The sequence below is a fragment of the Flavobacterium esculini genome, from assembly GCF_048284325.1.
Taxonomy (GTDB): Bacteria; Bacteroidota; Bacteroidia; order Flavobacteriales; family Flavobacteriaceae; genus Flavobacterium.
This window is the reverse complement of sequence record NZ_JBLVPI010000005.1, coordinates 95,352-115,156: the sequence shown is the minus strand read 5'-3', so window position 1 is coordinate 115,156 and position 19,805 is coordinate 95,352. Positions and strand designations below refer to the sequence as shown.

The 19,805-nt window shown below is 33.1% G+C and carries 15 protein-coding genes; all 15 read right to left on the bottom strand.

The annotated features are described in order from the left end of the window. Positions 1-198 precede the first annotated feature (198 nt). Positions 199-1,854 (bottom strand): M1 family metallopeptidase, encoded by a 1,656-nt coding sequence (locus ACNQGG_RS06275; protein WP_417962221.1) that lies wholly within the window; start codon positions 1,852-1,854, stop codon positions 199-201. Positions 1,855-1,895: 41 nt separating this feature from the next. Next, on the bottom strand, positions 1,896-3,110 hold the full coding sequence (locus ACNQGG_RS06270) for an ATP-grasp domain-containing protein (protein WP_417962219.1): 1,215 nt from the start codon (positions 3,108-3,110) through the stop codon (positions 1,896-1,898). A gap of 3 nt (positions 3,111-3,113) precedes the next feature. After that, positions 3,114-4,547: a leucyl aminopeptidase family protein gene (locus tag ACNQGG_RS06265; RefSeq protein ID WP_417962217.1), complete on the bottom strand. Its 1,434-nt coding sequence runs from the start codon at positions 4,545-4,547 to the stop codon at positions 3,114-3,116. A 91-nt stretch (positions 4,548-4,638) separates the two neighbouring features. Further along, positions 4,639-5,769 (bottom strand): alpha/beta hydrolase, encoded by a 1,131-nt coding sequence (locus ACNQGG_RS06260; RefSeq protein ID WP_417962215.1) that lies wholly within the window; start codon positions 5,767-5,769, stop codon positions 4,639-4,641. Positions 5,770-5,907: 138 nt separating this feature from the next. Next, complete coding sequence (gene hisIE, locus ACNQGG_RS06255; RefSeq protein WP_417962213.1) at positions 5,908-6,507, bottom strand: bifunctional phosphoribosyl-AMP cyclohydrolase/phosphoribosyl-ATP diphosphatase HisIE; 600 nt, start codon at positions 6,505-6,507, stop codon at positions 5,908-5,910. A 30-nt stretch (positions 6,508-6,537) separates the two neighbouring features. After that, entirely contained in the window at positions 6,538-7,293 is a 756-nt protein-coding gene (gene hisF, locus ACNQGG_RS06250; RefSeq protein WP_417962211.1) for an imidazole glycerol phosphate synthase subunit HisF, read from the bottom strand. Further along, entirely contained in the window at positions 7,287-8,015 is a 729-nt protein-coding gene (gene hisA / locus ACNQGG_RS06245; protein ID WP_417962209.1) for a 1-(5-phosphoribosyl)-5-[(5-phosphoribosylamino)methylideneamino]imidazole-4-carboxamide isomerase, read from the bottom strand. Before hisA ends, hisF begins: the two co-directional genes overlap by 7 nt. 120 nt (positions 8,016-8,135) lie before the next feature. Then, positions 8,136-8,717, bottom strand: coding sequence for an imidazole glycerol phosphate synthase subunit HisH (hisH, locus tag ACNQGG_RS06240; RefSeq protein ID WP_417962207.1), 582 nt, complete (start codon positions 8,715-8,717; stop codon positions 8,136-8,138). Between the two features lie 73 nt (positions 8,718-8,790). Next, positions 8,791-9,927, bottom strand: coding sequence for a bifunctional histidinol-phosphatase/imidazoleglycerol-phosphate dehydratase HisB (hisB, locus tag ACNQGG_RS06235; RefSeq protein ID WP_417962205.1), 1,137 nt, complete (start codon positions 9,925-9,927; stop codon positions 8,791-8,793). A 16-nt stretch (positions 9,928-9,943) separates the two neighbouring features. After that, positions 9,944-10,999, bottom strand: coding sequence for a histidinol-phosphate transaminase (gene hisC / locus ACNQGG_RS06230; protein ID WP_417962203.1), 1,056 nt, complete (start codon positions 10,997-10,999; stop codon positions 9,944-9,946). Continuing rightward, on the bottom strand, positions 10,989-12,281 hold the full coding sequence (gene hisD, locus ACNQGG_RS06225; RefSeq protein ID WP_417962201.1) for a histidinol dehydrogenase: 1,293 nt from the start codon (positions 12,279-12,281) through the stop codon (positions 10,989-10,991). The genes hisC and hisD overlap by 11 nt, the downstream gene beginning before the upstream one ends. 87 nt (positions 12,282-12,368) lie before the next feature. Then, positions 12,369-13,226: an ATP phosphoribosyltransferase gene (hisG, locus tag ACNQGG_RS06220; RefSeq protein WP_416858559.1), complete on the bottom strand. Its 858-nt coding sequence runs from the start codon at positions 13,224-13,226 to the stop codon at positions 12,369-12,371. Positions 13,227-13,517: 291 nt separating this feature from the next. Next, positions 13,518-14,048, bottom strand: a complete 531-nt coding sequence (locus ACNQGG_RS06215) for a DUF2231 domain-containing protein (protein WP_417962199.1) — start codon at positions 14,046-14,048, stop codon at positions 13,518-13,520. A 229-nt stretch (positions 14,049-14,277) separates the two neighbouring features. After that, positions 14,278-15,405, bottom strand: coding sequence for an efflux RND transporter periplasmic adaptor subunit (locus ACNQGG_RS06210; RefSeq protein WP_417962197.1), 1,128 nt, complete (start codon positions 15,403-15,405; stop codon positions 14,278-14,280). Next, positions 15,406-19,749 (bottom strand): CusA/CzcA family heavy metal efflux RND transporter, encoded by a 4,344-nt coding sequence (locus tag ACNQGG_RS06205; protein WP_417962195.1) that lies wholly within the window; start codon positions 19,747-19,749, stop codon positions 15,406-15,408. Between the last annotated feature and the right edge of the window lie 56 nt (positions 19,750-19,805).

The following is a 19,805-nucleotide window of genomic DNA, read 5'->3' as shown; positions in this document are numbered from 1 at the left end:
ATTATTTATAACGACTTTATTACAAACGAAAAGGAAGTTTTCAATAGTTCATAAAGCTGAAAATTTTATGGTCTATTGAAAACTTCCTTTTTATTTTGCGAATGAGTAAAATATCTACTGAATTTAAAACCTAATTTGAAGAAATAAAAAAGGTTGTACTCTCTATTTTTATTAGATAAATACAACCTTTTTTATGTTTTACTCCGAGATATTAAAACCTGCCACATAAAAATTTTTGTCAATTTCTAGTTTTGAATTTTCAGTTTTTGCCGGAACACCTTTCCATTCCGTTTCTGGTTTTAGTAATTCTTCTTTTCCATTCAAAGTTACTTTTACTGGCATATTGAAATCGGGAACACAATTTGTCCAACGATACCCAAGGTGATTGTCTTTGAAAAAATATTCTAATGTTGGAATTCTGATATCTCTCAAATATTGTTTGAAGAATGGATTTAGGTCAATTCCTACTTGTTGGCTTAAGTAATCTTCGATTTGTTTTGTGGTAACCGTTTGATGGTAAAAAGTACTATTTAATCCTCTTAAGATAGTTCTCCATTTTATATCATCATTTACAATTTGACGCAATGTGTGTAGCATATTTGCCCCTTTATAATACATGTCACTGGAGCCTTCATTGTTGACATCATAGTTACCAATAATTGGTTTATCATTTGCAATATTTTTTCTAATCCCCCTTACATAAGTATATCCCGCTTCTTTTCCATAATAATATTCAACGAAAAGACTTTCAGAATAATCCGTAAAACTTTCATGTATCCACATGTCAGCAATATCTTTATAAGTGATGTTATTGGCAAACCATTCATGACCTGATTCATGAATAATGATGTAATCAAACTTTAAACCCCAACCCGTTCCGCTCAAATCTCTTCCTAAATATCCATTTTTAAAACCATTGCCGTACGTTATGCTACTTTGATGTTCCATTCCTAAATAGGGAGCTTCTACCAGTTTGTAACTGTCTTCATAAAATGGATAAGGTCCAAACCAATGCTCAAAAGCTTTCAACATTCGAGGCACGTCTTGAAATTGCTTTTTCGCTTTGGTAAGATTATCTCTCAAAACATAATAAGTACAATCTAAGTCTCCTTTTTCTCCTTTATATTTTTCTGAAAAAGTGACATAATCACCTATATTGATATTTACGCCATAATTATTGATGGGATTTGACACAACCCAATTAAATGTTCTCGATTCATCATTCATTTCTTTTACACTTTGTAAACGACCATTGGAAACATCCATTAAACCTTTTGGAACATTTACACTGATTAGCATGCTTTCTACTTCATCATACATATGGTCTTTGTTAGGCCACCAAACGCTAGCACCTAAGCCTTGACAAGAGGATGCTATAAAAGGATTTCGATTGCTGTCTTTTTTCCAAGTTATACCACCGTCCCAAGGTGGATTTACGGCAACTTTAGGTTTTCCACCATAAAACACAGTAAGTTCTTTTGTTGAACCAATTTTTTGAGGAGCTATCAATTCAATAAAAAAAGCATTTCCATCTCTTTTATATTTTAAAGCAATACCATCTTGAATGACTTTAGATATCATCATTGGATTCTGCAAATCAATTTGCATGATACTGTATTCTTTTAATACTAAATATTTTATGGTATTAGAACCTGTAATAGTGCTATCCCCAGGATTTACTTTAATATCCAAGTGATAATATTTCACATCCCACCAAGCTCTTTCTTTAGTAATACTTCCTCGTAATGAATCTTGTCTGGTGAAAACTTGTTCTTTATGTCCAAGAAGTCCTTGTGCATTTGCACTATTAAAAATAAGAAATGAAAAACAAATGAGACTTAAATATCTTTTCATGAATTTAAAATAAATATAAATTGTTTTTACAAATGAATGAATTAATGCAATCTTGAAACCGAATTTTGTTCCACTATAGCTGTAAAATCAGTAGCTAAGCGATTTCCATAATCTTCTAATAGTTCTAAAACCCTTTCTTGTTTATCTGATTTTACAATAAGTCCCGCATGATATTCCAACGGAACTCTGAAGCAAACTTCAGGATCTGAAAAAGATGTTAAATCCGGATGCTGGAATTTAGACAAAGTCAAAACAATTCCGGCATATCCTTTTTTTACTTTTGGTAAAGTGTTTTTACTTTCTTTTACCAAAGCATCTTCAATTGCTGCCCACTCCTTCCATAAGTTAATGTTGGAGGCTTCGGCAACCATTTCTGCCAGATGTGCACCTCCTACTCGAGATGACGTTTCCAGAAAATAGATTTTCCCATCTTCCTTACATTTTATAAATTCAGTATGAGCAGCACCATGTTTCAATCCGAAGCCTTTCAATACTTGTTCATTTATTTTTTTGATGGCTTTATCATCATCAGAATCATAAGGAATATTGGCAGAACGAAAAACACCGCCACCTTGTGAAATTTCCATTGGTGTAGCCAAATATTTTGAAGTCAAACTAAAGATTACTTTACTATCCGAAATTAAACTGTCACAATGATACACATCGCCAGGTTTGAATTGTTCCAATAAATATTTGAATCTATTATTCCCCATTTCATTAATGTGAATCCATAAACTCTCCTTGTCATATACTTTTATGATCCCGGCCGCAGAAGCTTCAGAGCGTGGTTTCAAAACCCATGGAGCGGTAATTGTATCAGCAAAAGAATTGATGTCATGATCATTAAATAAGGAACAAAAAGCAGGAATTGAAATACCGCAACTCTTCGCTCTCATGCGCATGGCAAGTTTATCTCTAAAATAGCGACCTGTAGTTTGTCCCATTCCGTCAATACGAAGGTTTTCTCTGAGATAAGTTGCTTTTTCTACATCATAATCATCCAAAGCCACAATGGCATCAATTTTTGTAGACTTCATGAAATTTCCAACACCTAATAATAAATGCTCTAAATTCCAATCGACATCTTGACCTTCCATATAAAAAATCTCATCAATATATTGATGTGGCCATGGTTTGTCTCTCAGTTTTTCACTCGTCACTAAATAAACTTTGTTGCCTAACTTTTTTAAATTAATTAAAAAATCAGCACCCTTAAAATAATTTGAAATACAAAGGAAGGTTTTAGAGTTTTCCATACGTTATAAATTTTCTATGAATTTAGTTAATAAATGAACTCCATATGCTGTAGCATGTTTACTTTTAGCAAATTCATCATCGCCAAATGCTACGCCTGCAACGTCAAGATGTGCCCAAGCTTTGTGCTCTTGGGTAAAATATTCTAAAAATTTAGCTGCGCTTATTGCTCCGGCAACTGGTTTTCCACTATAATTTTTGACATCTGCAATATCGCTTTCAATGTCTGATTTATAAACATCCCAAAGTGGTAAAGGCCACAGACGCTCTCCAATTTCATCTCCGCTATCTTGCAATTTCTTTGCTATTTCCTCATTATTGGTAAACAAAGCACCACATTCATAACCAAAAGTACCAACGCTACTTCCTGTAAGTGTAGCGATATCAACAATATATTCCGGTTTGAAATTTTTAATTAAATACGATAATCCATCGGCTAAAACGAGTCGACCTTCAGCATCAGTATCAATTATTTCTATTGAATGTCCACTGTAACTGTGAATTACTTCACTAGGTAAAAAGGATTTGCTGTCAACCGAGTTTTCGGCACAAGGAACAATAGCGGTAACTTTCACCGGCAATTGTAAATCGGCTATAAGTTGCATCGCTCCTAATACTGCACCACCGCCAGCCATATCGCATTTCATGTGGACCATTCCTGCCGTTTTTATATTTAATCCACCGGTATCAAAGGTTATTCCTTTTCCCACCAATCCAACATGTTTTATGTGTTCCACTTTATCTTTAGGAGTGTAACTCATAATGATAAATTGTGGTTCATTTTCACTTCCTTTTCCTACCGCTAAAAATGCGCCAAGACCTGCAATTTTTGAAGCTTCATAACCTAGAATTTCTACATCAAATCCATATTTTTCGCCAGTCTCTTTAGCCCAATTCGACAAGTATTTTGGATTAATTGTATTCGGTGGCAAATCGACCAAATTATAGGTTGCCAGTTGTGCTTTGGCAATTTTAATTCCTTTTTTGGCAGTAGCCAAATAATCTTTTTCAGAAACCAAATTCAATGTAAATTCAGGATCTAAAAAAGGATGTTCCTTTTTATCTGATTTAAAATGACCTAAATTATAAGTGCCCAAAAGCAAACCAGAAATCATAGCTTCCACCTGATCCTGAGTAATTTGTTCTGGTATAACTAAAGCTATATTTGAACTGAAATTATCTTTTTGTTTTGATGAAATACGACGGAAAATAGTTTTTAATGATTTATAGTCAATCTCTTTTCCTAAACCAATAAAAATATATGCATTGTTATCCTTTTCGGCTAAATAATGGGTGTCTTTTTTGCCAAAAAAAACTTTAGAAGTAATTTCTAATCCATTAAACGCGATAGGAACAATACTTTTTGAGTACGTTTCAAAAGCTGGAATTAAAATTGTTCCTGAAAAATTATCTAAGTTTACTACTGTATTTGTTTTCATTTGTTCTTTTAATTTTTTTGCTTATTGATTAAAACGTTAGAAATGCATTACGCTTTATTTATTTTAGACGCGATAAATCGCGTCTCTACGTTTATTTTGTATTAAAAAACAACCATTCTATTGCTTTAGGAAATTCATCGCTCCAATAGGTTTCACTATGTTTCCCTTGTCTGTTAATGCTTAAATTAATCTTTGATTTGTCTTTTACAAATTCGCTTGAAATCAAATCTTCCTGAAACTTTTTCACATGCTCAATCATGGTTGCACTTTCATCTCCACCAGCATACAAATAGATTTTTGTATCGGCTGAATTAGCTTTTTTAGCATTGATTTTTAATTCTGGAACTACCCATAGTGATGGAGAAAATATCATTAATTTTCCATAAACTTCGGGGTTTCGCAATCCACTAAAAATACTGATTAATCCGCCCATAGAGCTTCCTCCTATTCCGGTAAATTCTCGTTCTTTTTTAGTTCTAAAATTACTGTCCACATAAGGTTTTAGCGTATCAGTTACAAATCGAATGTATTTTTTGCCTTGTCCTTTCCCTAATACTGTTTTGCCAACATTGTATTCCTTTATTCGATCTTCTTCGGCATGTTCTATAGCAATAATTATAATTTTTCCAATTTTATATTCTGACATAACTGCCAGTTTTTTATCAATTTCCCAATTGCCAAATTCAGCTGCTTCATTGAATAAATTTTGGGCATCCTGCAAATACATAACCGGATAACTTTCACTTGAATTGTCATAATCATGAGGCAACAAGGCCCAAATCTTTCTAGTTTTATTGAGTTGTGGAATTATAAATTCATCTGAAATCAACTGAACTTGCGGTAAAAAAGATTGCTTAAACGGCAACCAGTTTTTTCTCCATCGCGCTACATGTTCTTTTTGAATGCCCGTATGATTGTGTGTTGAACGGTTTTCGGTACGATTTCCACGGATGTCAATTTCTACTTCACTCCAATCTCCTTTCGTAAATTTATACAAAAGCTCTGCAGGATAATCAAAATCATGTGGAAATTTATAATGATGCAAACCAATACCGATTTTCTCCATTATGAATTCTTTGTCCTGAGTACGCCATTGATTAAAATTCCCTGAAATATATACGGGTCTCACATCATCTTCGTCAGTTGTAAGGATTATATGTAGTCCAGTATTTAGTATTGAATTATTTAATTCGTAGGTAAATTTGGTATTATTTGAATTCATCACTTGCATTGTACTACTTGTATTTTAAAAATAAATAGTAAATATAGTGGATTGCGATTTGAAATAAAAGAAAAAAGAAAACCCAATAGCAAATGATTTCCTATTGGGTTTTTATTAGTGAAAATTATTTGATGAATTTTACTTTTGGCGACTTTTTAAAACTTCCACAACATCATTTAGCTTAAATCCTTTGGCTTGCAACAATATAAGGTAATGGAAAAGCAAATCAGCACTTTCACTCAAAAACAAATCATCATTGTCATCTTTGGCTTCAATAACTACTTCAATCGCTTCCTCACCTACTTTTTGTGCAATTTTGTTCATCCCTAATTTAAATAAGGAAGCCACATAGCTCTTTTCTGAATCCGCATTTTCTCGTCGAAGTTGGATTGTATCTTCTAAATTCGAAATAAAACCATAATCTGCTTTGTTTTCGTCAGCCCAACACGTATCTGTACCTTTGTGGCATGTTGGTCCTTCTGGTTTTACCTGAATCAATAAAGTATCATTATCACAGTCGTTTTTGATGTCAATCAGATTCAGAAAATTGCCACTTTCCTCACCTTTTGTCCAAAGTCTTTGTTTCGTACGACTATAAAAAGTTACTTTTTTAGTGTCAACCGTTTTTTGATATGCTTCGGCATTCATGAAACCCAACATCAAAACCATTTTGGTTTCGCTATCTTGAATTATGGCAGGAATTAATCCATCTGTGTTTTTTGAGAAATCTATATTCATTTGTAATTTAGGATTTTCGATTTAGGATTGTTATATCCTAACTTCGATATTGTTGTTTTTAAGTTCTTTTTTTAATGTTTTGATTTCAATTTCTTTAAAATGAAATACACTTGCCGCTAATGCTGCGTCAGCTTTTCCTTCCAGAAAAGTATCTACAAAATGTTGTATGTTTCCTGCACCTCCAGAAGCAATAATCGGAATATTAACTAAGCCTGAAAGTGTAGCCAAAGCTTCATTAGCAAATCCGTTTTTAGTTCCGTCATTATCCATTGATGTGAATAAGATTTCACCTGCTCCTCTTTGCTCCACTTCTTTGGCCCAATCAAATAAATTTAATTCTGTAGGCACTTTTCCGCCTACTAAATGAACAATCCATTGCCCATCAATTTGTTTGGCATCAATCGCAACAACGACACATTGACTTCCAAATTTTTGTGCCAAATCATTAATTAACTGCGGATTTTTCACCGCCGATGAATTAATAGAAACCTTATCCGCTCCGTTTTGCAACAATACTTCAACATCACTAACTGATGAAATTCCACCGCCAACGGTAAACGGAATATTAATCGTCGAAGCGACTTTTCGTACCAAATCAACTAAGGTTTTTCTTCTTTCTTCCGTTGCCGAAATATCCAAAAAAACCAATTCATCTGCACCTTCATCCGAATATATTTTCGCTAATTCTACCGGATCTCCTGCATCACGTAAATCCACAAAATTAACACCTTTTACGGTTCTTCCGTTTTTTATATCGAGACAGGGAATAATTCTTTTTGTTAACATTTTTCTAATATATAATTTTCCAATTGTTTCAATGAAATTCTTCCTTCATAAATTGCTTTTCCTATTATAGTACCTTCACAACCTAATTCGGCTAGTCTTGGCAACTCATCAAAAGTAGAAATTCCTCCTGAAGCTATTAATTTTATGCCATTGGCTTCCGCCAAAATTTTAGCGTATAAATCAAAAGAGGGTCCTTCAAGCATACCGTCTTTGGCAATATCAGTACAAATTACATGCTGAATTCCTTTCCTTTGATACTCTTGGATAAATGGAATCAAATCTTCATTAGAATCTTCTAACCAACCTGAAACTGCTACTTTTTCATTGTTAGCATCTGCTCCCAGAATAATTTTATCCGAACCATACTCCGCAATCCATTTTTCGAATAGTTCTCTGTTTTTCACGGCAATACTTCCGCCGGTAATTTGATTCGCACCACTCTCGAAAGCAATTTTCAAATCGGAATCCGATTTTAATCCACCGCCAAAATCAATTTTCAATTTGGTTTGTGTAGCTATTTGCTCCAATATTTTATAATTCACAATTTGGCTTGACTTTGCTCCGTCTAAATCAACCAGATGCAAATATTCGATTCCGTGTGCTTCGAATGATTTTGCCACTTCAAGTGGGTTTTCATTGTATATAATTTTAGTATTGTAATCGCCTTTTGACAAGCGAACACATTTTCCGTCTATGATATCTATTGCGGGTATTATTCTCATTGGATTTTAGATTGAAGATTAACGATTTTTGATTTCAGATTTGTCATTGCAAGGAACGAAGCAATCTCACTTACTATTCTCATTGTTATTGCTATTGAATTTTGCCATTGCCATTAAAGTTTATAACTTCAAGAAATTAGCCAAAATTTGTTCTCCAATATCACCACTTTTTTCTGGGTGAAATTGTGTTCCGTAGAAATTATCTTTCTGCAAAGCTGAGGCGTATTCTACTTCATAATCCGTTGTAGCAATGGCTTCGGGACAGTTCGGCACATAAAAACTATGTACCAAATACATGTATTCATTTTCATTAATACCACTAAATAATGGTGATTTCAAATTATAAATTTGGTTCCAACCCATTTGTGGCACTTTTACTTTTGGCGTGAATTTAATCACATCAACATCAAAAATTCCCAATCCTTTTGTATTTCCTTCTTCTGATTTGTTACACATCAATTGCATCCCCAGACAAATTCCTAAAAGGGGTTGTTTCAAGGTTGGAATCAAAGTTTCCAAACCACTTTCTAAAAGCATTTTCATTGCTGAACTTGCTTCTCCAACACCTGGAAAAATAACTTTATCGGCTGCCTTAATTTCGTTTGGATTATTACTCAAAACTGCTTTGAAACCCAATCTTTCGATGGCAAACATAATGCTTTGAATATTTCCTGCGCCGTAATTTATGATTACTATTTTCATTTTTAAAATTTGGGATTTAGGAGGTTTGATTTAAGATTTTTACCCATATATCAAAACTTCTCAAAATCGTATATTAAAGCATTCCCTTCGTACTTGGCAAAATCATCTTCTCCGTATCGCGTTTTACCGCTACTTTTATCGCTTTAGCAAAAGCTTTAAAAATGGCTTCAATCTTGTGATGCTCGTTTGTTCCTTCTGCCTTGATATTGATGTTGGCTTTAGCACCATCTGAGAATGATTTGAAGAAATGATAGAACATCTCCGTTGGCATTTTTCCTACCATCTCCCGTTTGAATTCGGTTTCCCAAATCAGCCAGTTTCTACCTCCAAAATCAATTGCAACCTGCGCCAAACAATCGTCCATTGGCAAACAAAAACCGTAGCGTTCGATACCTAATTTATTTCCTAATGCTTTTGCAAAAACTTCACCCAAAGCAATCGCTGTATCTTCGATAGTGTGATGTTCGTCAACTTCCAAATCACCTTTTACAAGAACTTCCAAGTCCATTTGTCCGTGACGTGCGATTTGGTCCAGCATGTGGTCAAAAAAAGCAATTCCTGTTTCGATTTTGCTTTTTCCGGTTCCATCAAGGTTTAAGTTGATGGAAATATCCGTCTCGTTTGTTTTTCTCTCAATCGAAGCAGAACGTTCCTCTAATTTCAAAAACTCATAAATTACTTTCCAATCTGTAGTTTGTAAAGCAATAACGGAGTCGAGCTCTTCTCTTTTTGAAGCAATTTCGTCGCCTCCTAAAGCTTCGTCTGTATTGATAAAAATAGCTTTTGAACCCAAATTTTTTGCCAATTCAACATCAGTTATTCTGTCTCCTATTACGAATGAATTTGCTAAATCATACTCGGGATTATCAATATATTTTGTCAATAAACCTGTTGCAGGTTTGCGTGTTGGTGCATTTTCGTGCGGAAATGTTTTGTCAATTAATACTTCTTTGAAAACAACTCCTTCATTTTCAAAAGCTTTCATAATTAAATTATGAACGGGCCAAAAGTTGATTTCAGGATGAGAATCAGTTCCCAAACCATCTTGATTCGTAACCATTACGAGTTCAAAATCTAGTTCCAAGGCGATTTTTCCAAGGAATTGAAACGCTTTAGGATAAAATTCTAATTTTTCGAAACTGTCTAATTGGTAATTATTTGGTTCTAAAACCATTGTTCCATCACGATCTATAAAAAGTATTTTTTTCATTATATAATTATTTAAACTAAGCGCTTAGGCTTTGTAATGCTGCTATTAATTTTTTATTCTCTATTTCGGTTCCAACGGTTAAACGCAAACAATTGTTGCATAACGGTTGGGTTGTTCTGTTTCTAATGACGATTCCTTTTGCAATTAATTCATCATATCTTTTATTGGCATCATCCACTTTTATCAAAATAAAATTGGCCTCAGTTGGATAGATTTTTTCAGCAAAATTTACATTAAGTAATACTTTAAGTAAATCTTCTCTTTGTGCTATTATAGATTCAATTTCAAATTTTATTTTTTCTGAATTATCTAATCTGTCCAAAGCTCTTTTTTGAGTCAATTCATTTACATTATACGGCGGTTTTATTTTATTCAAAACCGAAATTACTTCTGCGGATGCGTAACAAATTCCTAATCGTATTCCTGCCAAACCATATGCTTTTGATAGTGTTTGAGTAATAACCAAATTTGGATATTCGTCTAATTCATTGATCCAACTTTCTTTTTCTGAAAAGTCAATATACGCTTCATCGATTACAACCAAACCTTTAAAGTTTTTCAACAAATAAGCCACGCTTTCATCCGAAAATGAGTTTCCGGTTGGATTATTTGGTGAACACAAAAAGATGATTTTAGTGTTTTCATTAACAGCTTCCATGATTTTCTCAATTTTCGGTTGAAAATCGGAAGAAAGCAATACCTCTTTATTTTCTACTGCATTGATATTGGCCAAAACACCATACATTCCGTATGTTGGTGGCAAAGTGATTACGTTATCTGTTTTTGGTTCACAAAAAGCTCTGAATAACAAATCCAACACTTCATCACTTCCGTTACCCAATAAAATTTGATTCGTTTTGACATTTTTTTGTTTTGCCAAAATTCCTTTTACACTCATTTGTTGTGGATCCGGATACCTATTCACACCGTTTTCAAACGGATTTTCATTGGCGTCCAAAAAAATCATATCCGCGGTATCAAAATCCTCAAATTCATCACGAGCCGAAGAATAGGGTTTTAATTGCTTTACGTTTTCTCTGACTAAATTATTTATATCAAAATTATTTCTCATTTTCAATCGCTTTTAATCGTAATGTAACTGCATTTTTGTGTGCTTGTAAACCTTCCGCTTCTGCCATGATTTCGATAGCTTTACCGATGTTTTGTATTCCTTTTTTAGTTATTTTTTGAAAAGTCATTGCTTTAGTAAAACTATCCAGATTTACACCGCTATAATTTTTTGCATAACCGTTTGTAGGTAAGGTATGATTAGTTCCTGAAGCGTAATCGCCGGCACTTTCAGGGGTGTAATTACCAATAAATACAGAACCTGCGTTGTGAACACCATTGCTGTAAAAATCATCAAATTCAGAACAAATGATAAAATGTTCCGGGCCATATTCATTGATCAATTCTAAGGCAATAGTATCGTTTTCTACAAAAATCAATTTAGAATTGGCAATGGCTTTTTCAGCAATGGATTTTCTTGGAAGTAAGTCCATTTGTATTTGAACTTCGTTTTCAACGGCATCAATTAATTTTTTTGATGTTGAAACCAAAATAACTTGGCTATCAGCTCCGTGTTCTGCTTGTGATAACAAATCAGATGCTACAAAAGCTGGAACAGCGGTATCATCAGCCACAATTAACAATTCGGATGGACCGGCAGGCATGTCGATTGCCACGCCAAATTGCGTTGCCAATTGTTTAGCAACAGTTACAAATTGATTTCCAGGTCCAAATATCTTATACACTTTAGGAATTGTTTCCGTTCCAAAAGTCATTGCTGCAATAGCTTGAATTCCTCCTACTTTCAAAATTTTAGTTACGCCACATAAATTTGCAGCATATAAAATAGCTGGATTTATATTTCCGCTTTTATCGGGAGGAGAGCACAAAACAATTTCATTACAACCTGCAATTTTTGCAGGAACCGCAAGCATTAAAACTGTCGAAAATAATGGAGCAGTTCCACCAGGAATGTATAAACCAATTTTTTGGATTGGTCTTTTTTCCTGCCAACAATTTACTCCTTCAATAGTTTCCACTGCTACTTTATTTGTTTTTTGAGCAGAATGGAATTTTTTTATATTTGTCTTTGCCAGTTGAATAGCCGCTTTTAATTCTGAAGAAATGGATGCAATAGCCGTCTCAATTTCTGCTTTAGAAACCTCTAAGTTTTCGATTGATGCACCGTCAAAAAGAGACGTGTATTTTGCAACAGCAAGATCACCTTTCTTTTGTACTTCCTTGAAAATCTCTTTTACTGTTGCTTCAATATCATCAACAGTTTTAGTAGGCCGTTCTAAAATAGAAGACCAAGTTTCTGATTTTGGATTGTATATTTTATTCATTGTATTGTTTTTAACCGCAAAGTTCACAAAGGGTTTTGCAAAGTTCGCAAGGAATTCTTAAATAGAATACGTTATACTTTAAACTTTTTAAAGTACCATTTTTTCAATTGGGCAAACTAAAATTCCTTCGGCTCCAGCATCTTTTAATTGATCAATAACATCCCAAAAACGATCTTCTTCAATAACGGTGTGTACACTGGACCAACCTTCTTGTGCAAGAGGCATTACAGTTGGACTTTTTAATACAGGTAAAATTTGATTGATAAGTTCGATTTTATCATTTGGTACATTCATCAAAATGTATTTTGATTTACGTGCTCTTAAAACGGATTGGATTCTGAATTGTAATTTGTCTAAAATGGCTTTATTTTCAATTGTTATTTTTGGAGAAACAGCCAAAACTGCTTCACTTTTAAAAATAACTTCCACTTCTTTCAAATTATTTTTAAACAAAGTACTTCCGCTAGAAACAATATCTACTATAGCATCGGCAAGACCAATATTTGGAGCAATTTCCACCGAACCTGAAATTTGGTGTAAATCAACAGTTACATTTTTAGAATTAAAAAAGTCTAAAACAGTATTTGGGTATGAAGTGGCAATTCGCAATCCATCCAAATCTTTTACCGAATTGTATTCGAAATTTTTAGGCACCGCTACAGAAACTTTGCATTTAGAAAAACCTAATTTTTCTGCAACTTCAATATTTTTTCCTTTTTCAACCAAAAGATTATCGCCAACAATCGCAGCATCCACGACTCCATCAATTAAGTATTGAGGAATATCGGAGTTTCTTAAATACAACACTTCTAACGGGAAATTGGAAGCTGATGCTTTAAGTTGGTCATTTCCATTGTTTATAGAAATTCCACAATCTTTTAGAATTTGAATACTGTCTTCGTTTAAGCGTCCTGATTTTTGAATTGCAATTTTTAGTGTACTCATTTTTTGTTTAATTTTTGTTTTTTTGTTTAGAATATTATGATTGAGTACAAATTTCAGGCAATAAAAAACCCGCTTGATGTACTCAAACGGGTTTTTAGATTATGATGATTTACACACATAACATTAACACATCGCTTGAGAGCAATAATGAAAATGATGGTGATGTAATTTATTTGTTAACATGTTTTATGTAATTGTATTTATCTTAAATTCTTTTGCAAATATAAGAGATAAATGATTTACAATCCAATTTTTAATTTAACTTAAAGATATCTTATTGTTAAATTAATACTATCTATCATATTCCTTTGGCTCCGATTTTTTTGAATCTGAAACTTGTTTTTCTGAATCAATAATATTCTTAACAGCTGAATCGATGCTTTCTTCTCTAATTTCAGTGTGTCGAATTTCACCTCCTGAAGTTCCAACTAAAGTTGTTAAATAGACACTTACAATTGCTACAATAGCGGCTACAAAAGAAATGAATTTAGTTTTTGAATGATTTTTTATATTTAAAACTAAACCTAAAATTGAAATCGCTCCAAGCAAATACAATACAATTGCTAACTTTTCTGCTATTTCTTCATGCTCATGAATTATTCTTTTCCCAATATTAGGCATATCTTCAACCATTTCCTCTGCTCCTTCACCAGTAGCCATACTTGCAAGTGCAAAAAGTGCAGCAACAATAAATAAAGCATAAGCGGTATTTATTACCGAATTGTTCTTTAAAATTATTCCGGCTATTAAAACTCCTAATCCCAAAATTGTTCCAATAATTGGAAAATGGTTGACTACCATGTGTAAATGCGCATCATTCATATTTTTTTATTTATAGTTTAATATTGCAAAGCTAAATTATTTGACTAATTATTTTATCCTGCTAATGAAATGTCTCTGTTTACAACTGATATTTTAGATTGTTAAGTCTATTTTTCGTGTTTACTTTGTATATAAATTCTATTTATCAGTATTTTTGTACACTATTCATTTCACTAATTTAAAGATTTTAATTTTAAAATTATTCCGTTCAGATTATAAATGTAATATTTTATTCCTCTAAATTTTTCATTTTCATCAAAAGAGAATAAGAACCTTTTATAACAATATTTACGTCTTTTAAATTTTCATTGGAAACAATTTCTACATATCCATTTTCTGATGTTCCAGTTGTGATTTCTTTCATTTCAAATTGCTTGTCTCCTTTGGATATAAAAATATAATCCTTGTTTTCATAATTCACAATAGCCTCTGACGGCAAAACATTGGATTGCTGACTTTTTAATTTTATTTCGGCATTCATGTACATTCCCGGTAATAGTGTTTTATCGTAGTTAGCAAAATGGCAATGCATTTCTGTACTTCGGTCTTCAGAAAAATCTTTTCCTATTAAAATAATTTCGCAGGAATATTTTTTTTCTGGATTAGTGTTATTATACGCTATAACTGACTGGCCAATTGCCATCTTGTTAATGTCTTTTTCGAATACGGTTAGTGCCAAATGAATATCAGAAGGATTTACAATCTCGAATAAAATATCGCTTGGATTTACATATTTTCCAGTATTTACATTGACTTTAGATACATAACCGCTTATTGGCGAATAAATATTGATGTTTTTTGAAATGGATTTTACAGACACATTATTTGGATTTATTCCTGCGAATTTTAATTTTTCTCCATACGATTGTACCATAACAGATAGGGAGTTGTATTCAGCCTGTGCTTGTTGATATACTTTGTCGCTACTCGCTTTACTTCTGTTGAGTTCTTTTTGTCTCTCGAATTCGGCTTTGGCGTATCCTATTTTTGCTTTCGCTAAAAGGTAATCTTCTTGTAATTGAATGTACTGTTGGTCTTCAACAACGCACAAAACTTGTCCTTTAGTAACATGCATACCTTCCAAAAGTTTGGTATGTTTTAAATATCCACCCATTGGCACACTTATGGACACTAAATTTTGAGGTGGCACATCTATTTTTCCATTTAATTTTAATAGTGATGAAATCTCCTTTTGCTCGATTTTCCCTGTTTCAATACCTGCATTTTTCATTTGTGCATCGGTAAGTGTTGTTGTGTTTTCAATAGCTGGAGTAGCTTCTGGATCAATTTCCGTATTTTTATTACCACACGAGTACAGAAAAAATAACCCTATTAAAGTAATGACTGTATTTTTCATTTATTTTGATATTAAATTTCCTAATTTAAGAATTGTTTCATTGAATTTTCTAACTGTTTCAATGTAGTTACTTTGAATTTCTGTATTTTGATTTATCAACATTACCCACTCCAGATAATTGATGTCACCATTGATAAATTTATCATTAGCGGCTTTATTTACCAAATCAACATTTTTCAAGGCCTGATTTTCGTAATAAGCAATAGTTTCTTGGTTTTTTTTCGATTCTTGAATTAATTCCTTGTACTGACTTTGCAATTTTAATTTTTCATTAGTCAAATTATTTTCTGCAATTTGACTGTTGATTTCTAATGCCTTTTGTCTGTTTTTTATGTTTGAATTAAAAAGTGGCAGCGCCACCCCAAATTGCCCATAAATGCCATTATAGCCGTCTTGAAACGCAGTATTTGTTTTGAATGTCTGGTAATAAACACCGCCTATTAATTCGGGTAATTTTTTAGATTTTTCAAGTGAAATTTGCGCTTTGTTGCTATTTACTTCTTGCTCAAATAATTTTATACTGGATTGATTGCTTATAACATTTTTATCTAAATTTTCAGCAAAATCCAATTTGTATTTATCTGAAACCGGGGTAAAGTCTTTATCTGTATTAAGGACGTATTTGAATTGCAATTGTGTCATTTTATAACCACTTTGTAAGTCCAGAAGCTGAATTTTTATTTGTCCTGATTGATTTTCGGCAGTTGCTTTTTCTAATATATTGCTTTCTCCTTTGTCAAAACGAAGTGTTGATTTTCTTAAAAATTCAGAATAGATACTATCACTTTTTAGCAATAATTTTTCCTTTTCTTTGAGATAAACCATTTCATAAAATACTGTTGTCACTTGTCTTGTCAATTCCTTTCTTTGTAAGACTTCGTTCCATTCGCCAGTTTTGGCTTCTTCAATTAGCAGTTGTCTCTGCCTTTTGTAAACTGTCGGAAATTTAATAGTTTGTGAAACGCCAATTTTTATATCATTAGCATTGCTGTTAAACTGACCATATTCCCCAATAATTCCCGTGTTGGAAATATCGTAGCCCGTCTTGGTCATTTTTTGTAAATATTCAGAATTTAGTTTTCCGTTTTTTATTTTTATATTATTATCCAATGCAGTTTCAATGGCTTTTTCAAGTGAAATTTTTTCTTGTGCACTTGCATTTTGAAAAGAAAAAAACAATCCCAATACCATGATTGTTGTAATTGATTGCATTTTTTTTGATTTTAATTTAGCTCCTTTTTCGAACATAATGTATAAAATTGGTAAAACAAATAAGGTCAGCAAAGTGGCAATTAATAACCCTCCAATTACAACTGTTGCCAATGGTTTTTGTACTTCGGCACCTGAACCATTGCTTAATGCCATGGGTAAAAATCCTAATGATGCAACAAATGCAGTCATTAAAACAGGACGTAAACGTATTTTAGTTCCTTGCAAAACAATTGCTTTCAAATCAGTTTCACCTGATTTCCGAATACTGTTAAATTCAGCAATTAACACCAAGCCATTTAGAACTGCTACACCAAATAAGGCTATAAAACCAACTCCGGCACTGATGCTAAAAGGCATTCCCCGCAACGCTAAAAAGAAAATACCTCCGATTGCAGAAAGTGGAATAGCGGAATAAATCAATAGTCCTTGTTTCAAGGAATTGAATGCAAAATAGAGCAAAATAAATATTAATAATAATGAAACCGGAACAGCAATCATTAAACGGTTTTTGGCTTCATTTAAGTTTTTAAAAGCACCGCCATAAGTCGAATAGTAACCCACAGGAAATGTTATTTTGGTTTCGACTTTACCTTGTAATTCTTTTACAATACTTTGTACATCCCGGCCTCGAACATTAAAGCCAATAACAATTCTACGTTTGGCATCTTCTCTTTGTATTTGATTTGGCCCTTCTCTTATTTCAACTTTTGCCAATTGTGATAACGGAATTTGCAAACCATTTGGTGTTGGAATTAATAAATCTTGAACATCAGCCAAATCCTGACGTTTTTCGCCTTCCAGACGAACTACTAAATCAAATCTTTTTTCGCCTTCGTAAACGACTCCTGCGCTTTGTCCTGCAAATGCGGTATTTACTATTCGATTAATATCTTCAATGTTCAATCCATATTGCGCTATTGTTGCCCGATTGTAGTCAACTACTACTTGAGGTATTCCAGTAACGGTTTCTATATAAAGATCAGAAGTACCTTCTACTGTATTCACAATTCCCCCAAGTTTATTAGCATACAAAGCTAATGTGTCTAGATTTTCTCCAAATATTTTACAAACTACGTCTTGTCTTGCACCTGTCATTAATTCATTAAAACGCATTTGTACCGGATATTGAAAACCGTAAGAAACACCAGGGACAGCTTCTAATTCTTTTGCCATTTTTTCTGATAATTCGTCAAAAGTTTTGGCAGAAGTCCATTCGCTTTTGTCCTTTAAAATAATCATCATATCGCTGGCATCAATTGGCATTGGATCGGTTGGTACTTCACTGCTTCCGGTTTTACCTACAATTTTCTCCACTTCGGGGAATTTTTCTATTAGTATTTTTGCACCCTGCGAAATAGCTGTCATTGAAGTTTGCAAATTACTTCCCGGCAACACCCTTGTTTCTACAGCGAAATCACCTTCTTCTAATGAGGGCATAAATTCACCTCCCATAAACGAAAGTGTAAGCAATGCCAAAAAAAATAATCCCAAAGTTGTAGCAATAATTGTTCGAGGAATTTCTAATGCTTTATTTAAAAGTGGTTGATAGAAATTTTCTAATTTTTCCATCATTCGATCTGAAAAAGTTTTTTTATGCGTTATATTTTTATTCAAAAACAAAGCAGTCATCATAGGAACATAAGTCAGCGACAATATAAAAGCGCCAAATAGTGCAAATGCTATCGTTTGAGCCATAGGTAAAAACATTTTTCCTTCAATACCTCGCAAAGTAAAAATTGGAATGTATACTATCAAAATAATCAGTTCCCCAAAAACGGATACATTACGCATTTTTATAGACGTGTTCAATACGGTATTATCCATTTCTTGCTGTGAAATTTGAGCAGTTTTCCTGCTGTGTAAACTAAACAAACAGGCTTCTACAATAATAACGGCACCATCTATAATCAATCCAAAATCCAATGCTCCTAAACTCATTAAATTACCACTAACCCCAAACATATTCATCAGTATCACAGCGATTAACAATGCCATTGGTATAACCGATGCTACGATTAAACCTGCTCTTACATTTCCTAAAAAGAAAATAAGTACAAAAAGAACTATTAACGCCCCTTCCAATAAGTTTTTTTCTACTGTTGAGATGGAATTATTTACCATTTTTGTTCGGTCTAAAAACGGTTCTACAATAACGCCTTCGGGCAACGTTTTTTGTATTTGCTCAATACGTTCTTTAATTTTTTTGATTACCACGTTACTGTTTGCTCCTTTTAACATCATCACTACCGCACCAGAAACTTCACCAGTTTGTGCTCCTTTTTTATTAAAAGTCATTGCTCCGTAACGGATAGCATTCCCAATTCGAACATCAGCTACATCACGGATAAATAAGGGACTGCCATTACTGGTATTTTTAATAGAAATCTCTTTTATATTTTCGATTGTATTAATCAATCCTTCACTTCGGATGTATAAAACTTTTGGACCTTTTTCGATATAAGCACCACCTGTGTTTTGATTGTTTTTTTCTAAAGCAGTAAAAACATCAGCAATCGTAATATTATACGATTGTAGTTTATTGGGGTCAATGGCAATTTCAAATTGTTTTAATTTTCCACCGAAACTACTCACTTCTGCAACACCTTCAACGCTTAATAATTGACGGCGAACAATCCAATCCTGAATGGTTCTCAGCTCGGTTATATCGTATTTTTTTTCATAACCAGGTTTCGCCCGAACAGTATATTGGTAAATTTCGCCCAGTCCAGTGGTTACTGGCGCAAGAAATGGATTACCTATTCCTTTTGGAATTTGGTCTTTGACAGCACTAAGCCTTTCTGCTACTTGTTGTCTTGCCCAATAAACATCAGTTGCATCATCAAAAACAATCGTTACCACTGATAAACCGAAACGAGAAAAACTACGAATTTCTTTCAGCCCAGGAATATTACTGTTGGTTTGTTCTATTGGAAATGTAATTAGTCGTTCAATATCAGTTGCCCCTAATGATGGTGCTGATGTGATTATTTGAACTTGATTATCCGTAATATCAGGAACTGCATCGATAGGTAATTTGGTGAATTGATAACTTCCATATCCTATAAGCGCAACAATAAAAAGACCAACGATGAACTTATTTTTGATTGAAAACTCAATTATTTTATTCAACATAATTTATAATTATTAATTATTTTTCTAAGAATATGCTACAATACAAATAGTCATCA

Bases quoted from the DNA above. Each gene is read 5' to 3' on its own strand.
- ACNQGG_RS06275 (WP_417962221.1), bottom strand. From the start codon at position 1,854: ATGAAAAGATATTTAAGTCTCATTTGTTTTTCATTTCTTATTTTTAAT.
- ACNQGG_RS06270 (WP_417962219.1), bottom strand. From the start codon at position 3,110: ATGGAAAACTCTAAAACCTTCCTTTGTATTTCAAATTATTTTAAGGGT.
- ACNQGG_RS06265 (WP_417962217.1), bottom strand. From the start codon at position 4,547: ATGAAAACAAATACAGTAGTAAACTTAGATAATTTTTCAGGAACAATT.
- ACNQGG_RS06260 (WP_417962215.1), bottom strand. From the start codon at position 5,769: ATGAATTCAAATAATACCAAATTTACCTACGAATTAAATAATTCAATA.
- hisIE (WP_417962213.1), bottom strand. From the start codon at position 6,507: ATGAATATAGATTTCTCAAAAAACACAGATGGATTAATTCCTGCCATA.
- hisF (WP_417962211.1), bottom strand. From the start codon at position 7,293: ATGTTAACAAAAAGAATTATTCCCTGTCTCGATATAAAAAACGGAAGA.
- hisA (WP_417962209.1), bottom strand. From the start codon at position 8,015: ATGAGAATAATACCCGCAATAGATATCATAGACGGAAAATGTGTTCGC.
- hisH (WP_417962207.1), bottom strand. From the start codon at position 8,717: ATGAAAATAGTAATCATAAATTACGGCGCAGGAAATATTCAAAGCATT.
- hisB (WP_417962205.1), bottom strand. From the start codon at position 9,927: ATGAAAAAAATACTTTTTATAGATCGTGATGGAACAATGGTTTTAGAA.
- hisC (WP_417962203.1), bottom strand. From the start codon at position 10,999: ATGAGAAATAATTTTGATATAAATAATTTAGTCAGAGAAAACGTAAAG.
- hisD (WP_417962201.1), bottom strand. From the start codon at position 12,281: ATGAATAAAATATACAATCCAAAATCAGAAACTTGGTCTTCTATTTTA.
- hisG (WP_416858559.1), bottom strand. From the start codon at position 13,226: ATGAGTACACTAAAAATTGCAATTCAAAAATCAGGACGCTTAAACGAA.
- ACNQGG_RS06215 (WP_417962199.1), bottom strand. From the start codon at position 14,048: ATGAATGATGCGCATTTACACATGGTAGTCAACCATTTTCCAATTATT.
- ACNQGG_RS06210 (WP_417962197.1), bottom strand. From the start codon at position 15,405: ATGAAAAATACAGTCATTACTTTAATAGGGTTATTTTTTCTGTACTCG.
- ACNQGG_RS06205 (WP_417962195.1), bottom strand. From the start codon at position 19,749: ATGTTGAATAAAATAATTGAGTTTTCAATCAAAAATAAGTTCATCGTT.